Source organism: Guptibacillus sedimenti (assembly GCF_028610665.1).
GTDB lineage: Bacteria > Bacillota > Bacilli > Bacillales > Guptibacillaceae > Guptibacillus > Guptibacillus sedimenti.
In genome coordinates this window covers 151,170-166,608 of the sequence record NZ_JAQQWV010000001.1, presented here as the reverse complement: position 1 = coordinate 166,608, position 15,439 = coordinate 151,170, and the positions used below count along the sequence as shown (strand labels likewise).

General features: G+C 45.0%; 14 protein-coding genes. 2 read left to right on the top strand and 12 right to left on the bottom strand.

What is annotated here, in order from left to right; genetic code table 11:
- Positions 1-11: 11 nt before the first annotated feature.
- From PQ578_RS00865 to PQ578_RS00835, 7 genes are all read right to left on the bottom strand, one after another.
- Positions 12-617 carry a TetR/AcrR family transcriptional regulator gene (locus PQ578_RS00865; RefSeq protein ID WP_098445870.1) on the bottom strand — a complete coding sequence of 202 codons (606 nt, stop codon included), beginning with the start codon at positions 615-617 and terminating at the stop codon, positions 12-14.
- A gap of 17 nt (positions 618-634) precedes the next feature.
- Entirely contained in the window at positions 635-1,597 is a 963-nt protein-coding gene (meaB, locus tag PQ578_RS00860; RefSeq protein WP_273831784.1) for a methylmalonyl Co-A mutase-associated GTPase MeaB, read from the bottom strand.
- 8 nt (positions 1,598-1,605) lie between these two features.
- Positions 1,606-2,748, bottom strand: a complete 1,143-nt coding sequence (locus PQ578_RS00855; RefSeq protein WP_098445419.1) for an acyl-CoA dehydrogenase — start codon at positions 2,746-2,748, stop codon at positions 1,606-1,608.
- A gap of 181 nt (positions 2,749-2,929) precedes the next feature.
- Positions 2,930-4,072: an acyl-CoA dehydrogenase gene (locus PQ578_RS00850; RefSeq protein WP_273831783.1), complete on the bottom strand. Its 1,143-nt coding sequence runs from the start codon at positions 4,070-4,072 to the stop codon at positions 2,930-2,932.
- Between the two features lie 20 nt (positions 4,073-4,092).
- Positions 4,093-4,947, bottom strand: a complete 855-nt coding sequence (locus PQ578_RS00845; protein WP_273831782.1) for a 3-hydroxybutyryl-CoA dehydrogenase — start codon at positions 4,945-4,947, stop codon at positions 4,093-4,095.
- Between the two features lie 14 nt (positions 4,948-4,961).
- Positions 4,962-6,140, bottom strand: coding sequence for an acetyl-CoA C-acetyltransferase (locus PQ578_RS00840; protein WP_273831781.1), 1,179 nt, complete (start codon positions 6,138-6,140; stop codon positions 4,962-4,964).
- A gap of 147 nt (positions 6,141-6,287) precedes the next feature.
- Complete coding sequence (locus tag PQ578_RS00835) at positions 6,288-8,396, bottom strand: (Fe-S)-binding protein (protein ID WP_273831780.1); 2,109 nt, start codon at positions 8,394-8,396, stop codon at positions 6,288-6,290.
- Between the two features lie 241 nt (positions 8,397-8,637).
- Between PQ578_RS00835 and cls the strand changes: the two genes are divergently transcribed.
- The gene (gene cls, locus PQ578_RS00830; protein WP_273831779.1) at positions 8,638-9,816 is read left to right on the top strand and encodes a cardiolipin synthase; all 1,179 of its coding nucleotides are present in this window, start codon (positions 8,638-8,640) and stop codon (positions 9,814-9,816) included.
- Between the two features lie 325 nt (positions 9,817-10,141).
- Entirely contained in the window at positions 10,142-11,098 is a 957-nt protein-coding gene (uvsE, locus tag PQ578_RS00825; RefSeq protein WP_273833207.1) for a UV DNA damage repair endonuclease UvsE, read from the top strand.
- On the opposite strand, the gene PQ578_RS00820 is transcribed toward uvsE, so the two are convergent.
- From PQ578_RS00820 to speB, 5 genes are all read right to left on the bottom strand, one after another.
- Positions 11,070-11,843 carry an alpha/beta fold hydrolase gene (locus tag PQ578_RS00820; protein ID WP_273831778.1) on the bottom strand — a complete coding sequence of 258 codons (774 nt, stop codon included), beginning with the start codon at positions 11,841-11,843 and terminating at the stop codon, positions 11,070-11,072. The genes uvsE and PQ578_RS00820 overlap by 29 nt on opposite strands.
- Positions 11,844-11,861: 18 nt before the next feature.
- Positions 11,862-12,032 carry a XapX domain-containing protein gene (locus PQ578_RS00815; protein ID WP_098445426.1) on the bottom strand — a complete coding sequence of 57 codons (171 nt, stop codon included), beginning with the start codon at positions 12,030-12,032 and terminating at the stop codon, positions 11,862-11,864.
- A 115-nt stretch (positions 12,033-12,147) separates the two neighbouring features.
- On the bottom strand, positions 12,148-13,809 hold the full coding sequence (argS, locus tag PQ578_RS00810; protein WP_273831777.1) for an arginine--tRNA ligase: 1,662 nt from the start codon (positions 13,807-13,809) through the stop codon (positions 12,148-12,150).
- Positions 13,806-14,234 (bottom strand): YwiB family protein, encoded by a 429-nt coding sequence (locus PQ578_RS00805; RefSeq protein WP_273831776.1) that lies wholly within the window; start codon positions 14,232-14,234, stop codon positions 13,806-13,808. Before PQ578_RS00805 ends, argS begins: the two co-directional genes overlap by 4 nt.
- Positions 14,235-14,560: 326 nt before the next feature.
- Positions 14,561-15,439 (bottom strand): agmatinase, encoded by an 879-nt coding sequence (gene speB, locus PQ578_RS00800; protein ID WP_273833205.1) that lies wholly within the window; start codon positions 15,437-15,439, stop codon positions 14,561-14,563.

Below are 15,439 nucleotides of genomic sequence, written 5' to 3'. Positions count from 1 at the left end.
CAGTTCCTCCTCTATACGTTTTTGGCTTCGATCGCCTGCATCAAAAATCCTTCTTGCATTTTGGTGTATTCTTCAATTGAATAATGTGAATGCAGCGCCCAACGCCTAAAGGTCCACATTTGCCCCTGCACAAGAATGTTATGCGCAGCGCCATAGATCTCGTCTTCTGTCAGGCGTAGCTTCCCTTCCGTCACGCACTCTTCAATCAGTCGCTCAAAAATTTCGGCCATACCGAGTTCCTTTTTCAATACGTAGGGAAGCGTCTCCCGCGGGAGCGATTTTGCTTCCTGGTACATGACAAGCACTTCATCCTGCATATCATCCATGACATGATAAAACGCATGAAGGGCCTGCCTCAGCCGCTCAATCCCCGTTATATCTGGCTTCAGCTGTTCTTCGAGCCTCTCGCGCACTTCATCGTAGATACTGTCGCAAACAAGATATAGCACGTCTTCTTTTTTTCGAATGTATTCATAAAGCGTCCCAATGCTAAACCCGGCGACACGAGCGATCTCTCTCGTCGTTGTCCGATGAAACCCTTTTTCTTTAAAAAGAGAGACCGCCGCTTTAATCATTTGCTCGCGACGTTTCTGGATCAGCTTCTCATCTTTCACCATCGAAGGCACGTTCTTCTTCACCTTCCCATCCCCTTCCTCTCAAGACTGCCGTCCATGTAATTCTGAAGCAGTTTTACAGCAGCTGAGTAAGGGTCAATGGAACCACTTGTCACTTCCTCGACCCAGCCTTTCTCCGTTTCTTCATATTCCATAAGCTTTTTCATCATTTCAGCATGCACCACTTCAATCACTTCACGCTCAAGGGACGTTTTACGCCGAGCATCACGCTCACCGGATGCTTTGCTGTATTCAAAGTGCTCCTTCATTCGTTTCCACACTTTTTCAAGACCTAGATTCTGAACAGAGATCGCCTTTACAATCGGTGGGCGCCACGGTGCATCATGCTTCACAAGATCGAGCATACTTTCAAGCTCGGCAAGAAGCTTCGGAACGCCTGGTAAATCCGCTTTATTCACGACAAAGAGATCTGCAATTTCCATGATGCCAGCCTTAAAGACTTGCACCACATCTCCGCTACCCGGATTTAAAACGACCGCAATCGTATCCGCGATTTTCATAATGTCGAGCTCCGATTGCCCAACCCCAACCGTTTCAATTAAAATAACATCAAAACCAAAGGCATCCATCAAACGAACGGTTTCTTTCGTCGTTCGCGATAATCCTCCAAGGCTTCCTCTCGTTCCCATGCTCCGAATAAATACGCCTGGATCTGTAAAATGCTCCGCCATCCGAACCCGATCGCCAAGAAGAGCCCCACCGCTAAACGGACTCGTCGGGTCCACAGCGACAACGCCAACGGTAAGGTTTTGTTTTCTTAAGTACGTAATCAGACGATTCACGAGTGAACTTTTTCCTGCGCCAGGTGACCCAGTCATGCCAATGTAGTGGGCCCGCCCTGTCATCGGATGAATATCCTTCAGCAATTCTAATTTATCCTCAGCATCATTTTCGACAAGACTAATAGCTTTAGCGAGCGCTCGCTCATCCTTTTTTGAAAGTCGTTCTGCGAGTGGATGCATAGCGCTTCTTAATCAGCCATCAGCATTCTTGAAATAACAAGACGCTGAATTTCATTTGTACCTTCATAGATTTGCGTAATTTTCGCATCACGCATGTAGCGCTCAACCGGATAATCCTTCGTATAGCCATAACCACCAAAGACTTGCACCGCTTCTGTCGTTACTTCCATTGAAATATCACCAGCATATAGCTTAGACATCGCCGATTCTTTTCCGTACGGCAGACCCTGACTTTCTTTCCAAGCTGCCTGGTAAGTTAATAGTCTGGCGGCTTCAATCTTTGTAGCCATATCGGCTAGCTTAAAGCCAATGCCTTGATTCTCACCAATCGGCTTACCAAACTGCTTACGCTCTTTCGCATACGCCGTAGCCGCATCTAGCGCACCCTGCGCGATGCCAACAGCTTGAGCAGCAATCCCGTTACGTCCACCGTCAAGTGTCTTCATAGCGATCTTAAAGCCTTGCCCTTCGTCTCCAAGACGATTCTCAACCGGGACACGACAATCTTCAAAAATAATTTCAAGCGTTGGAGAAGAACGAATGCCAAGCTTTTTCTCTTTTTTACCCATGGAGAATCCAGGCGTGCCTTTTTCCACGATAAACGCCGTAATGCCTTTATGGCGCTTTTCTTTATCCGTTTGAGCAAACACGATGTAGATCTCCGCTTCGCCCCCGTTTGTAATGAAAATTTTTGATCCATTTAAAATGTAGTGATCGCCATCAAGCTTTGCCGTCGTTTTCATCCCACCTGCATCAGATCCTGATCCAGGCTCTGTTAGGCCGTAAGCACCCATAAGCTTCCCTTCTGCCATTGGACGGAGGAACTTTTGCTTCTGTTCTTCAGTACCAAAAGCATTTAGCGGCCAACCGGCTAGAGAGGTATGAGCGGATAAGGTTACTCCTGTAGAAGCACATACGCGAGAAAGCTCTTCCACTGCAATCACGTAGCTTAAATAATCCGAGCCAATGCCGCCGTACTCTTCTGACCAAGGAATCCCCGTTAAGCCAAGTTCCGCCATTTGATCAAAAAGCTTGCGATCAAAGCGCTCTTCTTCATCACGCTCTGCTGCAGTTGGCTCAACTTCTTTCCTCGCAAAGTCCCGCACCATTTTGCGTAGCATTTCATGTTCTTCTGATAGTTGAAAGTTCATCTCATTTCTCTCCCTTTTTGGTGGTTTGGACAATAAAAGTTGATTTTGGACAATATATCTCGAATTTGGCCAATAAAAATGAAGTTTGGCCAATATAATTGGTTTTTGGCCAATAAAACGGTATCCCCGGCTTTTCTGATCCAGCTACAGTGACCAGACCCTCGGTCACTTGCGCTTTTCTTTATTTCATCAGGTTCCGGCTAATGACGATCTTCTGGATTTCGCTCGTTCCTTCATAGATTTCGCATACTTTTGCATCGCGGAAGAGGCGTTCTACCGGGTAATCTTTCGTGTAGCCGTATCCTCCGTAAACTTGAACCGCTTCAATCGAAGCTTTCACGGCCGCTTTCGATGCAAAGAGCTTTGCCATGGATACTTCCTGCATGCAAGGGATCTTGTGGTTTTTAAGGTCAGCTGCACGATAGGTTAGTAGCTTTGCTGCCTCGACTTCTGTTGCCATATCCGCAAGCTTAAATCCAAGCCCCTGATTCTGACCGATGGGCTTGCCAAACTGGTGGCGTTCTTTCGCGTATGCCGTCGCATAGTTCAGCGCCGCTTCTGCAATCCCTAGTGACTGAGCCGCAATTCCAATGCGACCGCTTTCAAGATTCGCCATTGCAATTTTAAAGCCCTGCCCTTCTTCGCCAAGACGATTTTCAACAGGTACACGGCAGTTTTCGAAAATGATTTCCACCGTATTCGAGCCGTGTAGTCCCATTTTCTTCTCTTTCTTTCCGACGCTAAAGCCAGGCATGTCGTGCTCAATGATAAATGCGGTTACGCCTTTGCTTCCTTTTTCATCCGGATTCGTTCTAGCGAAGGCGACGTACGTATCTGCTTCTCCACCATTTGTAATGAAGATTTTTGAGCCGTTCAAAATGTAATGATCTCCGTCTCTTACAGCACGTGTTTTCATGCTGCTTGCGTCTGAACCCGAACTCGGTTCCGTCAGTGCGAACGCACCAAGGTATTCACCAGTCGCTAGCTTCGGAATGTAGCGTTTTTTCTGTTCTTCTGTTCCAAACGCTAGTATCGGTAGTGTCCCAACGGACGTATGAACCGATAGAATTACGCCAACAGTGGCGCTTACTTTTGAGAGCTCATGAATCGCAATAATATAAGACGTATAGTCCATTTCCGCTCCACCGTACGCTTCTGGAATCGGGATGCCCATTAAACCGAGCTCGCCCATTCGTTTGATCACTTCGCGTGGATAGCGATCCGTCTCTTCCATTTTCTCAACGATTGGGGCGATTTCTTTTTCCGCGAAGTCGCGAACCATTTTCTGCATCATCTTCTGCTCTTCCGTAAATACAAGCTCCATGCTCGTTCCTCCTCGTGGTGTTAAACCTGGTATTGGTAGAAGCCTCTTCCTGTCTTACGTCCGAGCCAGCCGGCTTTTACATACTTTCGCAGAAGCGGACATGGGCGATATTTGTCATCACCAAATCCTTCTTGAAGCGTTTCCATAATATACAAACACGTATCAAGCCCAATAAAATCAGCGAGCGTTAGTGGTCCCATCGGATGATTCATGCCGAGCTTCATTACGCTATCGATATCTTCAGGAGACGCCACACCTTCATAAACGGTATAGATCGCTTCATTGATCATTGGCATCAAAATTCGATTCGACACAAATCCAGGAAAATCATTTACTTCCACCGCTGTTTTTCCAAGATCCACTGCCAGCTTTTCAACCGCTTGATAGCTTTCATCCGTTGTCGCTAAGCCCCGAATGATTTCAACAAGCTTCATGACAGGTACCGGGTTCATGAAATGCATGCCGATTACTTTCTCAGGGCGCTTTGTCGCTGCCGCAATTTCCGTAATTGGAAGGGAAGATGTATTTGTTGCAAGGATTGTATGTTTCTCGGCAATTTCATCCAGGCGTGCAAAAAGGTTTCCCTTTACTTCCATGTTTTCAACTGCGGCTTCAATGACGATATCAACATGCTTTGCATCCTGCAGATCTGTTGTTGGTTTCAAACGCTCCATCGTTCCGTTCAAATCGTCCTGTGTAATCCGCTCTTTGGAAACTTGCTTTGAGAGGTTTTTCTCAATTCCTGCAAGTCCTTTATCGATAAACTCCTGCTTTAAATCATTTAAGTACACGGTATAGCCTGACGCTGCACACACCTGCGCAATCCCTGATCCCATTTGTCCTGCACCAATCACCATGATTGTTTTGATTTCCATTGTCATGCTCCCTTCTATACCTGAACCATAATAGCGTCGCCTTGACCACCGCCGCTGCAGATCGCTGCTATTCCGATGCCACCGCCGCGTCGCTTCAATTCATGAATAAGCGTTATTAAAATGCGCGCACCGCTTGCGCCAATTGGATGACCAAGTGCCACTGCACCACCGTGTACATTCACCTTTTCCTCATCAAGAGAAGCAATTTTCCCGCTCGTTAGTGCGACAGCTGCGAACGCTTCATTGATTTCAAAAAGATCGATTTCTTCAAGCGATTTTCCTGTTTTCGTTAAAAGTTCATTGATCACAAGCCCCGGCGTCTTCGGAAAATCCTTTGCTTCAACTGCGATAGCCGTATGCGCAAGAATCGTTGCCATCACTTCTTTTCCTTCTTTCGAAGCGCGTTCTTCTGACATCAGAACGAGCGCTCCTGCTCCGTCATTTACACCAGGTGCATTCCCCGCAGTAATCGTTCCGTCAGCACCGAACACAGGCTTTAGTTTCGCGAGCTGCTCTTCCGTTGTGCCTTTTCTTGGCGCTTCATCATGTTCAACGACAAGTGGCTCTCCTTTTCGCTGCGGCACTTCAACAGGGATAATTTCTTCAGCAAAAATCCCAGCTTCCATCGCTTTCACCGCTCGCTCCTGACTTCTTGTCGCCCAGCGATCCTGCTCTTCTCTCGAAATCTCATAATCATCAGCAGTCGTGTTTCCATAAACGCCCATATGACACCCGTCAAAAGAGCAGGTCAATCCATCATGCACCATAAGATCCACAACTTGTTTGTCGCCCATTCGCATGCCCCAGCGCGCATCTTTCATAATGTATGGCGCATTGCTCATCGATTCCATCCCACCAGCCACGATCACCTCTTCATCACCAGAGCGAATGATCTGATCGGCGAGCGTGACGCTACGAAGACCAGAGGCACACACTTTGTTAATCGTTTCAGTTTTCACTTCCCACGGAATGCCCGCGTGTCTTGCGGCCTGACGCGATGGAATTTGCCCCTGACCACCTTGAAGCACCGATCCCATAATCACTTCACCAACATCTCCTGGCTCAACTCCAGCGCGAACTAACGCTTCTTTGATCGCTGTTCCACCAAGCTTAGATGCTTCAACTGATTTTAAAGCCCCTCCAAATTTTCCAAATGGCGTTCTTACGCCACTAACGATGACCGTTTTGCCCACAAAATCCTCTCCTCTCTTTTTTTGAAAACGCTATCATTATTACGTAAAATACGACTGAACGCTCGCTCACCTTACCGACAAAGTAACAAAGGAAAGAGCTCATGCCAGTCGTTAAAACCAGCATAAGCTAACCCTTTGCCAAACAGTCTATTGGAGAACGGCTTTCTTTTGAACAATCGAGCGTTCTAAAATCTCGACGATATCAAGCGTTGCCACTTCTTCTTCTACTTCTTTCGCTTTCGTCCCATCACTCATCATCGTTAAGCAATATGGACATGCGCTTCCGATAACGGAAGGTTTCACACTTAGTGCCTGCTCGGTTCTCGTTACGTTAATACGGGATCCTGTGTCTTCTTCTGTCCACATCAAACCGCCACCTGCGCCACAGCACATACCGTTTTCGCGGTTGCGGTCCATCTCGATGACTTCAACGCCTGGAATACTGCGAAGAATTTCACGTGGTGGATCGTACACTTCGTTGTAACGGCCGAGGTAACAGGAATCATGATAGGTGATTCTCTCGTTTACTTCGTGCTTCGGCTTCAGTTTTCCTTCTTTAATCCAGTCATACAATAATTCTGTATGGTGATAAACCTCTGCTTCAAGCCCAAACTCTGGATACTCATTTTTAAGAGAGTTATAAGCATGAGGATCGATCGTCACGATTTTTGTAATGTTATGCTTCTGGAACGTTTCAATGTTTTTCTGTGCAAGGTCCTGGAATAAGAACTCGTTTCCTACACGTCGTGGCGTATCGCCAGAGTTCTTTTCTTTATTTCCAAGAATTGCGAATGAAATGCCTGCTTCATTCATGATTTTCGCAAAAGAAGCAGCAATCTTCTGGCTACGGTTATCGTAAGAGCCCATTGATCCAACCCAGAAGAGGTATTCGAACTCTTCGCCAGCTTTTTCTTTTTCTTTCACCGTTGGAACAACGATATCGTCACGTAGGTCGCGCCAGTTCTCACGCTCTTTCCGGCTAATGCCCCAAGGGTTGCCTTGACGTTCAATGTTTGTGATCGCGCGCTGAACATCGCTATCCATCTTCCCTTCCATTAAGACAAGGTGACGGCGCATGTCGATGATCTTATCAACGTGCTCATTCTCAACCGGACATTGATCTTCACAGTTACGGCACGTTGTACAAGCCCAAATTTCTTCTTCGGTAATGACATTTCCAATTAAATCTCCGCTTACAAGCCCTTCTGCTGCTGCAGCTGTTTCTTGCTGTTCACGTGATTGGTAAGCGATTTGATTTCCAGCTGTGTTTGAGAAGGCATACGCTGGAACCCAAGGTGTTCTTGATGTGACGGCTGCTCCTTTTTCCGTTAGATGATCACGTAGCTTAACAATTAAATCCATCGGAGAAAGAATTTTTCCTGTTGCAGTTGCCGGACACATATTTGTACAGCGTCCACATTCTACACAAGCGTACAGATCGACGAGCTGCTTTTGATTAAAATCTTCAATTGTATTAACACCATATGTTTCTTGACTTTCATCTTCAAAGTTAATGGATGAAAGCTGACCAACTTTGTGCGTGCGGCCAAGAAAAACGTTCACTGGACCAGCAATTAAGTGGGCATGCTTCGATTGCGGTACATACACCATGAACGTAAGTAGTACGAGCAGGTGGATCCACCAGAAAAAGAAGAATAGCGCAATCGCTGCTGTTTCATTGATCCAGGAGAACAGGAACGCAATTCCTGAAGCTACTGGTGCGCTCCACGAGTAACCTGCATCATGCCAAATGATTTCCATACCGCCGGCAAATAGGACGGAAATCATAAGAAGACCGATAAATAAGAGGACAAGTCCTGCTTTAAAGCCTTTTTTCAATCGAGCAATGGCTTCAATATAGCGACGATAGAATGCCCATACTACCGCTGTTAAAATCATGAGCGTCACGAGCTCCTGGAAAAACGTAAACGCTGGATAAAGCGGTCCAAGAGGCAGGTGCGACCCCGGCGATAGACCTTTTACAATCATATCGATGGCACCAAATTGAACGAGAAGGAAACCGTAGAACATCATCACATGGATGGTTCCACTCTTCTTATCTTTTAGTAATTTCTTTTGCCCAAATACTTTAACTAGAATTGCTTCTAGTCGTTCTTTCATGGAATGATCAAATTCTGCTTTCTTTCCAAGCTTAATGTATTCGTATCGCGTCTTAACAACATAACCAAACAAAAATAGTGCGTAAGCGGTTACAAGAATGAAAGCAATCCAGTTAGCGATCAATAAAACATCCATGTTGGCAAACCTCTCCTTTCGAGTCATTCCTTCTTATCCGCTTCTAAGTTGCTTGAACGATGGTGCTCCCCGAATGTCCAAACCGTTTATGAAAACGCTTTTAAGTCAGAATGAAAGTAATTTTCTGACTTTAGTATAACACAAAAACAAATGAATGAGCATTCAGTCAGAGAATTTTTTTTACTTTTTTCAAGTTTAGGACAAACTATGTCCATATCAGCAGTGGAAAGTGGTGAAACGCATGAGGTATTTTTTTTTCGTTCTCCTTGTTCTCGTATTATGGATCGTTATTGATCTTCATTTAGGAAGTAAAAAAAGAAAGCAGACTTCTTCTTCATGGATTGAAACGACCGGTAATCCCACTTTCATCGGGGATGGAGATGATTTTTTCCGACAGTTGCTTAGCGATATCGACAGCGCGAGCAAAGAAATCCAAATGATGTTTTACATTTTTCGTAATGATGAAACAGGTCAAAAGGTGATTGATCACCTTTGTAAAAAAGCTGGTTCTGGCGTTCTCATTTACCTGCTTGCAGACTACGGAGGCAGTCATGCCTTAAAGAAATCCACCATTAACAAAATGCGCTCATGCGGCATCCACTTTTCCTATTCTAGAAAAATTTCTTTTCCGAATCTCTTTACTTCTTTAAATGAACGCAATCATCGTAAGATAACCGTTATTGACGGAAAGGTTGGCTATATAGGTGGGTTTAATGTGGGCAACGAATATGCGGGCAAAGACCCGAAATTCGGCTATTGGCGCGACTACCATCTCAGGTTAACTGGTGAAGCTGTAAAGGGACTACAAGATCAATTTGTTCACGACTGGATGGAAAACCATTCCTCTCCTATTGAAGCTGTTTCAGCCAATTTGGAAAAAGGGGCTGAATCACTTACATTTCACATTACAAATGGAAGTGATATCGAAAAATCATTCGCTTCTTATATTGATAAAGCAACAACGTCGATCAAAATTGGGACACCATACTATATTCCAGGACAAACCGTCCAAACGAGTCTTTTGCGTGCATTAAAATGCGGCGTGTCTGTGCAAATCATTTTACCAATGCGCGCTGATCATCCCCTCGTAAAAGAAGCATCTTATCCCTATCTCGTCGAACTGATCCAGGCTGGTTGTGAAGTGTATCAATATATGAACGGGTTTTACCACGCCAAAGTGATGGTTATTGATGATACGTTTTGTGATATCGGTACGGCGAATTTCGATCAGCGAAGTTTTCACATTAATGGCGAGATCAATTGCCTTTTACACTCTCATGATTTTGTTTCGGAAATCAAGGAGGTTATTATGAAGGATCTGCTTCAGTCTGAGCGCCTCGATTTGAAGCGACTTCAAGATCGAACGATTGGGAATCGCATGATTGCTCCAATCGCACGTCTTTTTAGTCCGTTTCTTTAAGTTTGGCTCTTTTCGTAGATATTGTTGTTTTTAGATAAGTGGTTAATTTCCGCTACAGGATGCTCGCTTTCCGCGGGGCGGGCGGTGAGCCTCCTCGTCGCTTTCGCTCCTGTGGGGTCTCACCTGTCCCGCTAGTCCCGCAGGAGTCGAGCATCCTTCCGCTACAATTAGCGAGGTGTGGTTTTTTATTCAATATCAATAATTGATTGAAAAGCTACAACTTATTAGAGAAGAGCCTTAAGCTTAAATGTGCTGCGTTCCGTTTTAACTTAAGGTCAAAGGGAATGAAACGATCAGACCTTTCAAGAAAGGAGTCGACCTCATGATGCAACTTCGATTCGGCTATGTATCGAACGCGCTCGCATTGTATGAAGCTTCCCCCGCGCGAACGATGACATTTGCGACGTGGTCAAAGCTACCTAAAGAAGAGCGAGAAGCCAAACTGCACAGTATTACAGAGACGAATTTAAAAAGTACGCTTCGAGCGCTTCATTATAATATTGCGCATGAAATTGATCTTTATCGCATGTCTTCATCCATCGTGCCGCTTGCAACGCATCCTGAAGCAACCTGGGATTATATCACGCCTTTTCGAGAACTTTTTGAAGAAATCGGAAATCTAGTTAAGAAGCACAAGCTTCGCGTAAGCTTCCACCCAAATCAATTTACTCTTTTTACAAGTCCCAAATCACACGTAACAGAAAATGCAATTGGGGATCTGAATTATCATGTCGCCATGTTAGAGGCAATGGGTCTTGACACACGTTCGATCGTCAATATCCATATTGGTGGCGCTTATGGAGATAAAGTGGAAACGTTAAAACGATTTTATAAAAACTTCGATACGATCCCAACTGCCGTCCGTTCGCACGTAACGCTTGAAAATGACGACAAAACCTATACTGCAAAAGAAACACTAGAAGCATGTGAGCAAACCGGCGTGCCGTTTATTTTCGACTACCATCATCATATGGCGAATCCAGGCGATGGCCTGCCTGATCCATTCTTCGAGCGAGTGTATAAGACGTGGGAATCGCACGGAATTCGACCAAAATTCCACCTCTCTTCTCCAAAATCAACGAGTGCGTATCGCAGTCATGCTGATTATGTGGACAGTGAGTTTGCGATTCCGTTTCTTAACATGTTGAAAGAGCACGGAGAAGATGCAGACATTATGATTGAAGCAAAGAAAAAAGATCTCGCAGCTCTTCAGCTTGTCGAAGATCTTTCAGCCGTTCGCGGTGTAAAGCGACTTAGCGGCGGTTCAATTCAATGGAAGTAGCAAACTGATAAATAATCTGATTTAACTCTCTCCACGATTTTGTTGGTAGCTCATGATACGCATTCGAGACGCGCACGAGCTGACAGTGCGGTACATAGTTTCGATACTTTTTTTGATAATGATGAAAGTAAAAGGCGCGCTCTCCCGTTACGTGCAGAAACGGTATATGGAGCGCGCTTAGTTTGTCTGTGCACACATAGCGACGTCCTTTTTCGTAGAAGTTCTCAAGCAGGTATGGATTCGTGCTAACGATGTACGAACGTAACATTTTAAACTCTGCCTCGCTTCTCGCATGTCCTTTCGCAAGAATCCAAGAAAGCACCTTCATCTTATGAACAAGCGCCTTCCCCGCTCGAAATTCAGCTTGGAGAAATGGATCGCTCACCTCAGAAAACCCACCACATAAAAGGAGTCCGGCTACTTTTTCTTGATGCTGAATGGCAAACTCCTGAGCGACACTTCCTCCGCTGGAATAGCCTATCAGCACTGCTTCTTTTATGCTAAGTGCCTCCATCAGAAGTTTTAAATCATTTGCTAACAGAGCAATCGAAAATTCCTTTGAACCTAATCCGCTTCTCCCGTGACCTCGCATATCGAAAACAATGATGCGAAAATGCTTCGCAAGCTTCCCCTGTTCATGAAACACAACATGCCCCATCCCCGGTGGGTGAAGAAAAATCAGGGGCAGCCCGCTCCCTTTCTCTTCATAAAATAAGTCAAAATCGTCTACCTTTACATATGCCAATCCGTTAACCTCATTTCCTTATAATGAAAAAAATCCGACCATCCACTCGTACGCTTTAAATCCGAGGTAAATGCCAACAATACCAGCAATTCCTGCAAAAGCAGGCGGAGCTGGAATCGGAAGTTTTAAGAAAGCAAAAATAAGACCTACTAAAAATCCCGTTAATGTTGCGATTAATACCGTCTTCATCCGATCACCTCTTCTTTAAAGTATGACCGAATGAATGATTCATTATAAAAATTGATTGGAATGTCATCATGATTAAGAAAAAAAGTCCTGTCGCTTTTGCAACAGGACTTCGTTATTACATTTTTTCTGGAGCTGTGACGCCGATTATCTCTAGCGTGTTTTGAATTGTTTGACGAACGGCCTTCATCAGCTTAAAGCGTGCTGCGCTTTTCGCAAGATCTTCTGAATCCAACACGCGTTCCGCATTATAGAAGCTGTGAAGCGCCTGAGCAAGCTCAAATGCATAGTTCGTGATGCGGTGCGTCATGCGCTTCTCCGCTGCTTCTGCAATCGCCTCAGGAAGTTCACCGAGCTTCTTAAGAAGGTCCATTTCTTTCTCAGATGTAATTAGAGAAAGATCTGCGTCTTCTGTTAAGCCCATTTCTTCGCCTTGACGAAGAATGCTACATACGCGAGCATGCGCATACTGCACGTAGTACACAGGGTTTTCGTTCGAACGAGATACAGCAAGATCCATATCAAAATCAAGATGTGAATCCGAGCTTCTCATGGAGAAGAAATAGCGCATCGCATCGATGCCCACTTCATCCATTAATTCACGAAGGGTAACGGCTTTCCCTGTTCGTTTACTCATCTTCATTTTCTCGCCGTCTTTAAAGAGATTCACCATCTGAATAATTTCCACTTCAAGCTGCTCACGCTTATAGCCAAGCGCTTCAATGGCTGCTTTCATTCTTGGGATGTAACCGTGATGGTCTGCTCCCCAGATATTGATCAACTTATCAAAACCGCGAGATAGCTTATCCTGGTGGTAAGCGATATCCGGCGTTAAGTACGTATAAGAGCCGTCACCTTTAATCAAAACGCGATCTTTGTCGTCGCCGTAAGTGGTGGAACGGAACCAAGTTGCACCGTCCTGCTCAAACGTTTCACCGCGCTCTTTTAACTTCGCAAGAACGTTATCGATTTTGTTTGATTGATAAAGAGATGTTTCAGAGAACCAGACATCAAATTCAACGCCAAATTCCTTCAAATCTTTTTTAAGCTTTTCAAGCTCGCGCTCAAGTCCATATTCACGGAAATAAGCATAGCGCTCTTTGTCGTTAAGTTGAAGGAGACGATCGCCTTCTTTCTCAACAAGATCTTTCCCGAACTGCACGATATCCTGTCCTTGATAGCCATCTTCAGGCATGTCTTTTTCTTTTCCAAGTGCCTGCATGTAGCGCGCTTCAAGAGATACAGTAAGGTTATGAATCTGGTTTCCAGCGTCATTGATGTAATATTCACGTGATACATCATAACCAGCACGGTCTAGTACGTTACATAGCGTATCGCCTACTGCTGCTCCTCGCGCGTGACCAAGGTGCAAGCTTCCAGTCGGATTGGCTGAAACAAACTCGACCTGGATTTTTTCATTCTTGTCAGCTGAACGACCGTAGTTATTTCCTTTATCAAGAATCGTTGGAATGAGCTCTGTTAAATAAGCTGTATCCATGAAAAAGTTAATAAATCCTGGACCCGCAATATCAATTTGTTTAATGCCTGCTTTTGTCATATCAAGATTCGCTTTTAGATCTTCTGCAATGGCACGAGGTGCTTTCTTTGCAATACGAGCAAGCTGCATCGCCATGTTCGTTGCATAATCACCGTGCGCCTTATCTTTCGGTGATTCCAGAATCACTTCAGGTATTTCACTTTCGGAGGCAAGGTTCGCTTTGATGACGGCTTGCTTAATCTCTTCTTTTAACTGCTCTTTCTTTTGTTCCACACTGTTCATTGACTTGCTCCTTTCCAGCTTAGCGACAGCTCATGTCGCTGCGTTTCATCTTCTTCAAGGTAAAGCAAATAGCGTAGCGTTAAACGACCTTTCAACTTCTCCTTGTCCACCAGCTGCTCAATACGTTCTGTTCGAATTTGCATCGGCATCGCTCCGAACGGCGTTTTATAAAGAGATTCTGACACTTGTCCTGGCGCAAACTGCTGACGCATGGAAAGTGCTCCTCTTCGAATCACGGTCACTTGTTCTTGATCTATTTTCACCGTTGTTGAAACCTTCCCAATCTCCAGGCTTTCTTCATAACGCAAATAAAGCACTTCGCCTTTCTCAACAAGGTTTCCCTGAACGGAATAATTTGTAGACTCTTTCTCTTCCCCTGACTGAATCCGGGAATCAATCGTTATTTCAATCGGATGATCACTCATCACTTCACGTCCTCACTAAAGCATTAACTTTCTTATTATAAGAAAAGCGCAGGGGCCTTGTCCACCCCCGACAAGCTTAAGGCCAATCTCAGTGTGACGCTTTTTGTCACAATGAGAGGGGACTTAAGACCTCGAGGGGGTAGGCCTCGGAGCTGGATCAGGAAAAGCGCAGGGGCCTTGTCCACCCCCGACAAGCTTAAGGCCAATCTCAATGTGACGCTTTTTGTCACAATGAGAGGGGACTTAACGAAATGGCATAACTAAAAGTTCTTCCATTCTTTCCAATAAGAAAAGACTGTATTCAAATAGAATACAGCCTCTACGCTTTATTTCTTATGCGTCCAGCCAAGCAACATTTCTCGGATAAATTTACTAGCCGCAATTGGCGTTTGTTCAGATGGATCGTATGCTGGAGCCACTTCAACAAGATCGGCTCCGACTACGTTAATTTCCGAACCTGCAATCGCCGCGATCGCTTCAAGTAATTCTTTAGATGTAATGCCACCTGCTTCAGCCGTGCCTGTTCCAGGTGCATGAGCAGGGTCAAGCACATCAATATCGATCGTCACATACACGTTGCGTCCTTTTAACGTTGGGAGCACCTTTTTCAAAGGCTCCACAACGTCGAACTTATGCATGTGCATGCCTGACTCTTTCGCAAATTGAAACTCTTCACGCATACCAGAGCGAATTCCAAACGAGTACACGTTTTCTGCACCAATCAACCCACAAATTTTACGAACAGGTGTGGAATGAGAAAGCGGTTCGCCTTCATACTCCTCTCGCAAATCTGCATGTGCGTCAATGTGAATCAATGCAAGATCATCGTACTTCTTATGAAATGCTTTAAGAATTGGCCACGTCACAAGGTGCTCGCCACCCATACCAAGTGGAAACTTTCCAGATTCAAGCAACGAATCGATGTATTCTTCAATCATATCAATGCTTCGCTGTGGATTCCCGAATGGAAGTGGAATATCACCTGCATCAAAGTACCGAATTTCTTCAAGATGACGATCAGCATAAGGACTATATTCTTCAAGACCGAGAGAAGCCTCACGAATCCGACCTGGCCCAAAGCGAGAACCCGGACGGAAGCTAACCGTCCAGTCCATCGGCATGCCGTAGATCACTACGTTACTTTCATCAAAAGACGGATTGCTTAGGATAAATACGTTACCTGAATAAGCTTCATCAAACTTCAT

What these genes read in the sequence shown, in the direction of transcription:
- cls (WP_273831779.1), top strand. Translation starts at nt 8,638, where the DNA reads ATGAGGTATTTTTTTTTCGTTCTCCTTGTTCTCGTATTATGGATCGTT.
- PQ578_RS00815 (WP_098445426.1), bottom strand. Translation starts at nt 12,032, where the DNA reads ATGAAGACGGTATTAATCGCAACATTAACGGGATTTTTAGTAGGTCTT.
- uvsE (WP_273833207.1), top strand. Translation starts at nt 10,142, where the DNA reads ATGCAACTTCGATTCGGCTATGTATCGAACGCGCTCGCATTGTATGAA.
- PQ578_RS00855 (WP_098445419.1), bottom strand. Translation starts at nt 2,748, where the DNA reads ATGAACTTTCAACTATCAGAAGAACATGAAATGCTACGCAAAATGGTG.
- speB (WP_273833205.1), bottom strand. Translation starts at nt 15,439, where the DNA reads ATGAAGTTTGATGAAGCTTATTCAGGTAACGTATTTATCCTAAGCAAT.
- PQ578_RS00865 (WP_098445870.1), bottom strand. Translation starts at nt 617, where the DNA reads ATGGTGAAAGATGAGAAGCTGATCCAGAAACGTCGCGAGCAAATGATT.
- PQ578_RS00845 (WP_273831782.1), bottom strand. Translation starts at nt 4,947, where the DNA reads ATGGAAATCAAAACAATCATGGTGATTGGTGCAGGACAAATGGGATCA.
- meaB (WP_273831784.1), bottom strand. Translation starts at nt 1,597, where the DNA reads ATGCATCCACTCGCAGAACGACTTTCAAAAAAGGATGAGCGAGCGCTC.
- PQ578_RS00835 (WP_273831780.1), bottom strand. Translation starts at nt 8,396, where the DNA reads ATGGATGTTTTATTGATCGCTAACTGGATTGCTTTCATTCTTGTAACC.
- PQ578_RS00805 (WP_273831776.1), bottom strand. Translation starts at nt 14,234, where the DNA reads ATGAGTGATCATCCGATTGAAATAACGATTGATTCCCGGATTCAGTCA.
- PQ578_RS00850 (WP_273831783.1), bottom strand. Translation starts at nt 4,072, where the DNA reads ATGGAGCTTGTATTTACGGAAGAGCAGAAGATGATGCAGAAAATGGTT.
- argS (WP_273831777.1), bottom strand. Translation starts at nt 13,809, where the DNA reads ATGAACAGTGTGGAACAAAAGAAAGAGCAGTTAAAAGAAGAGATTAAG.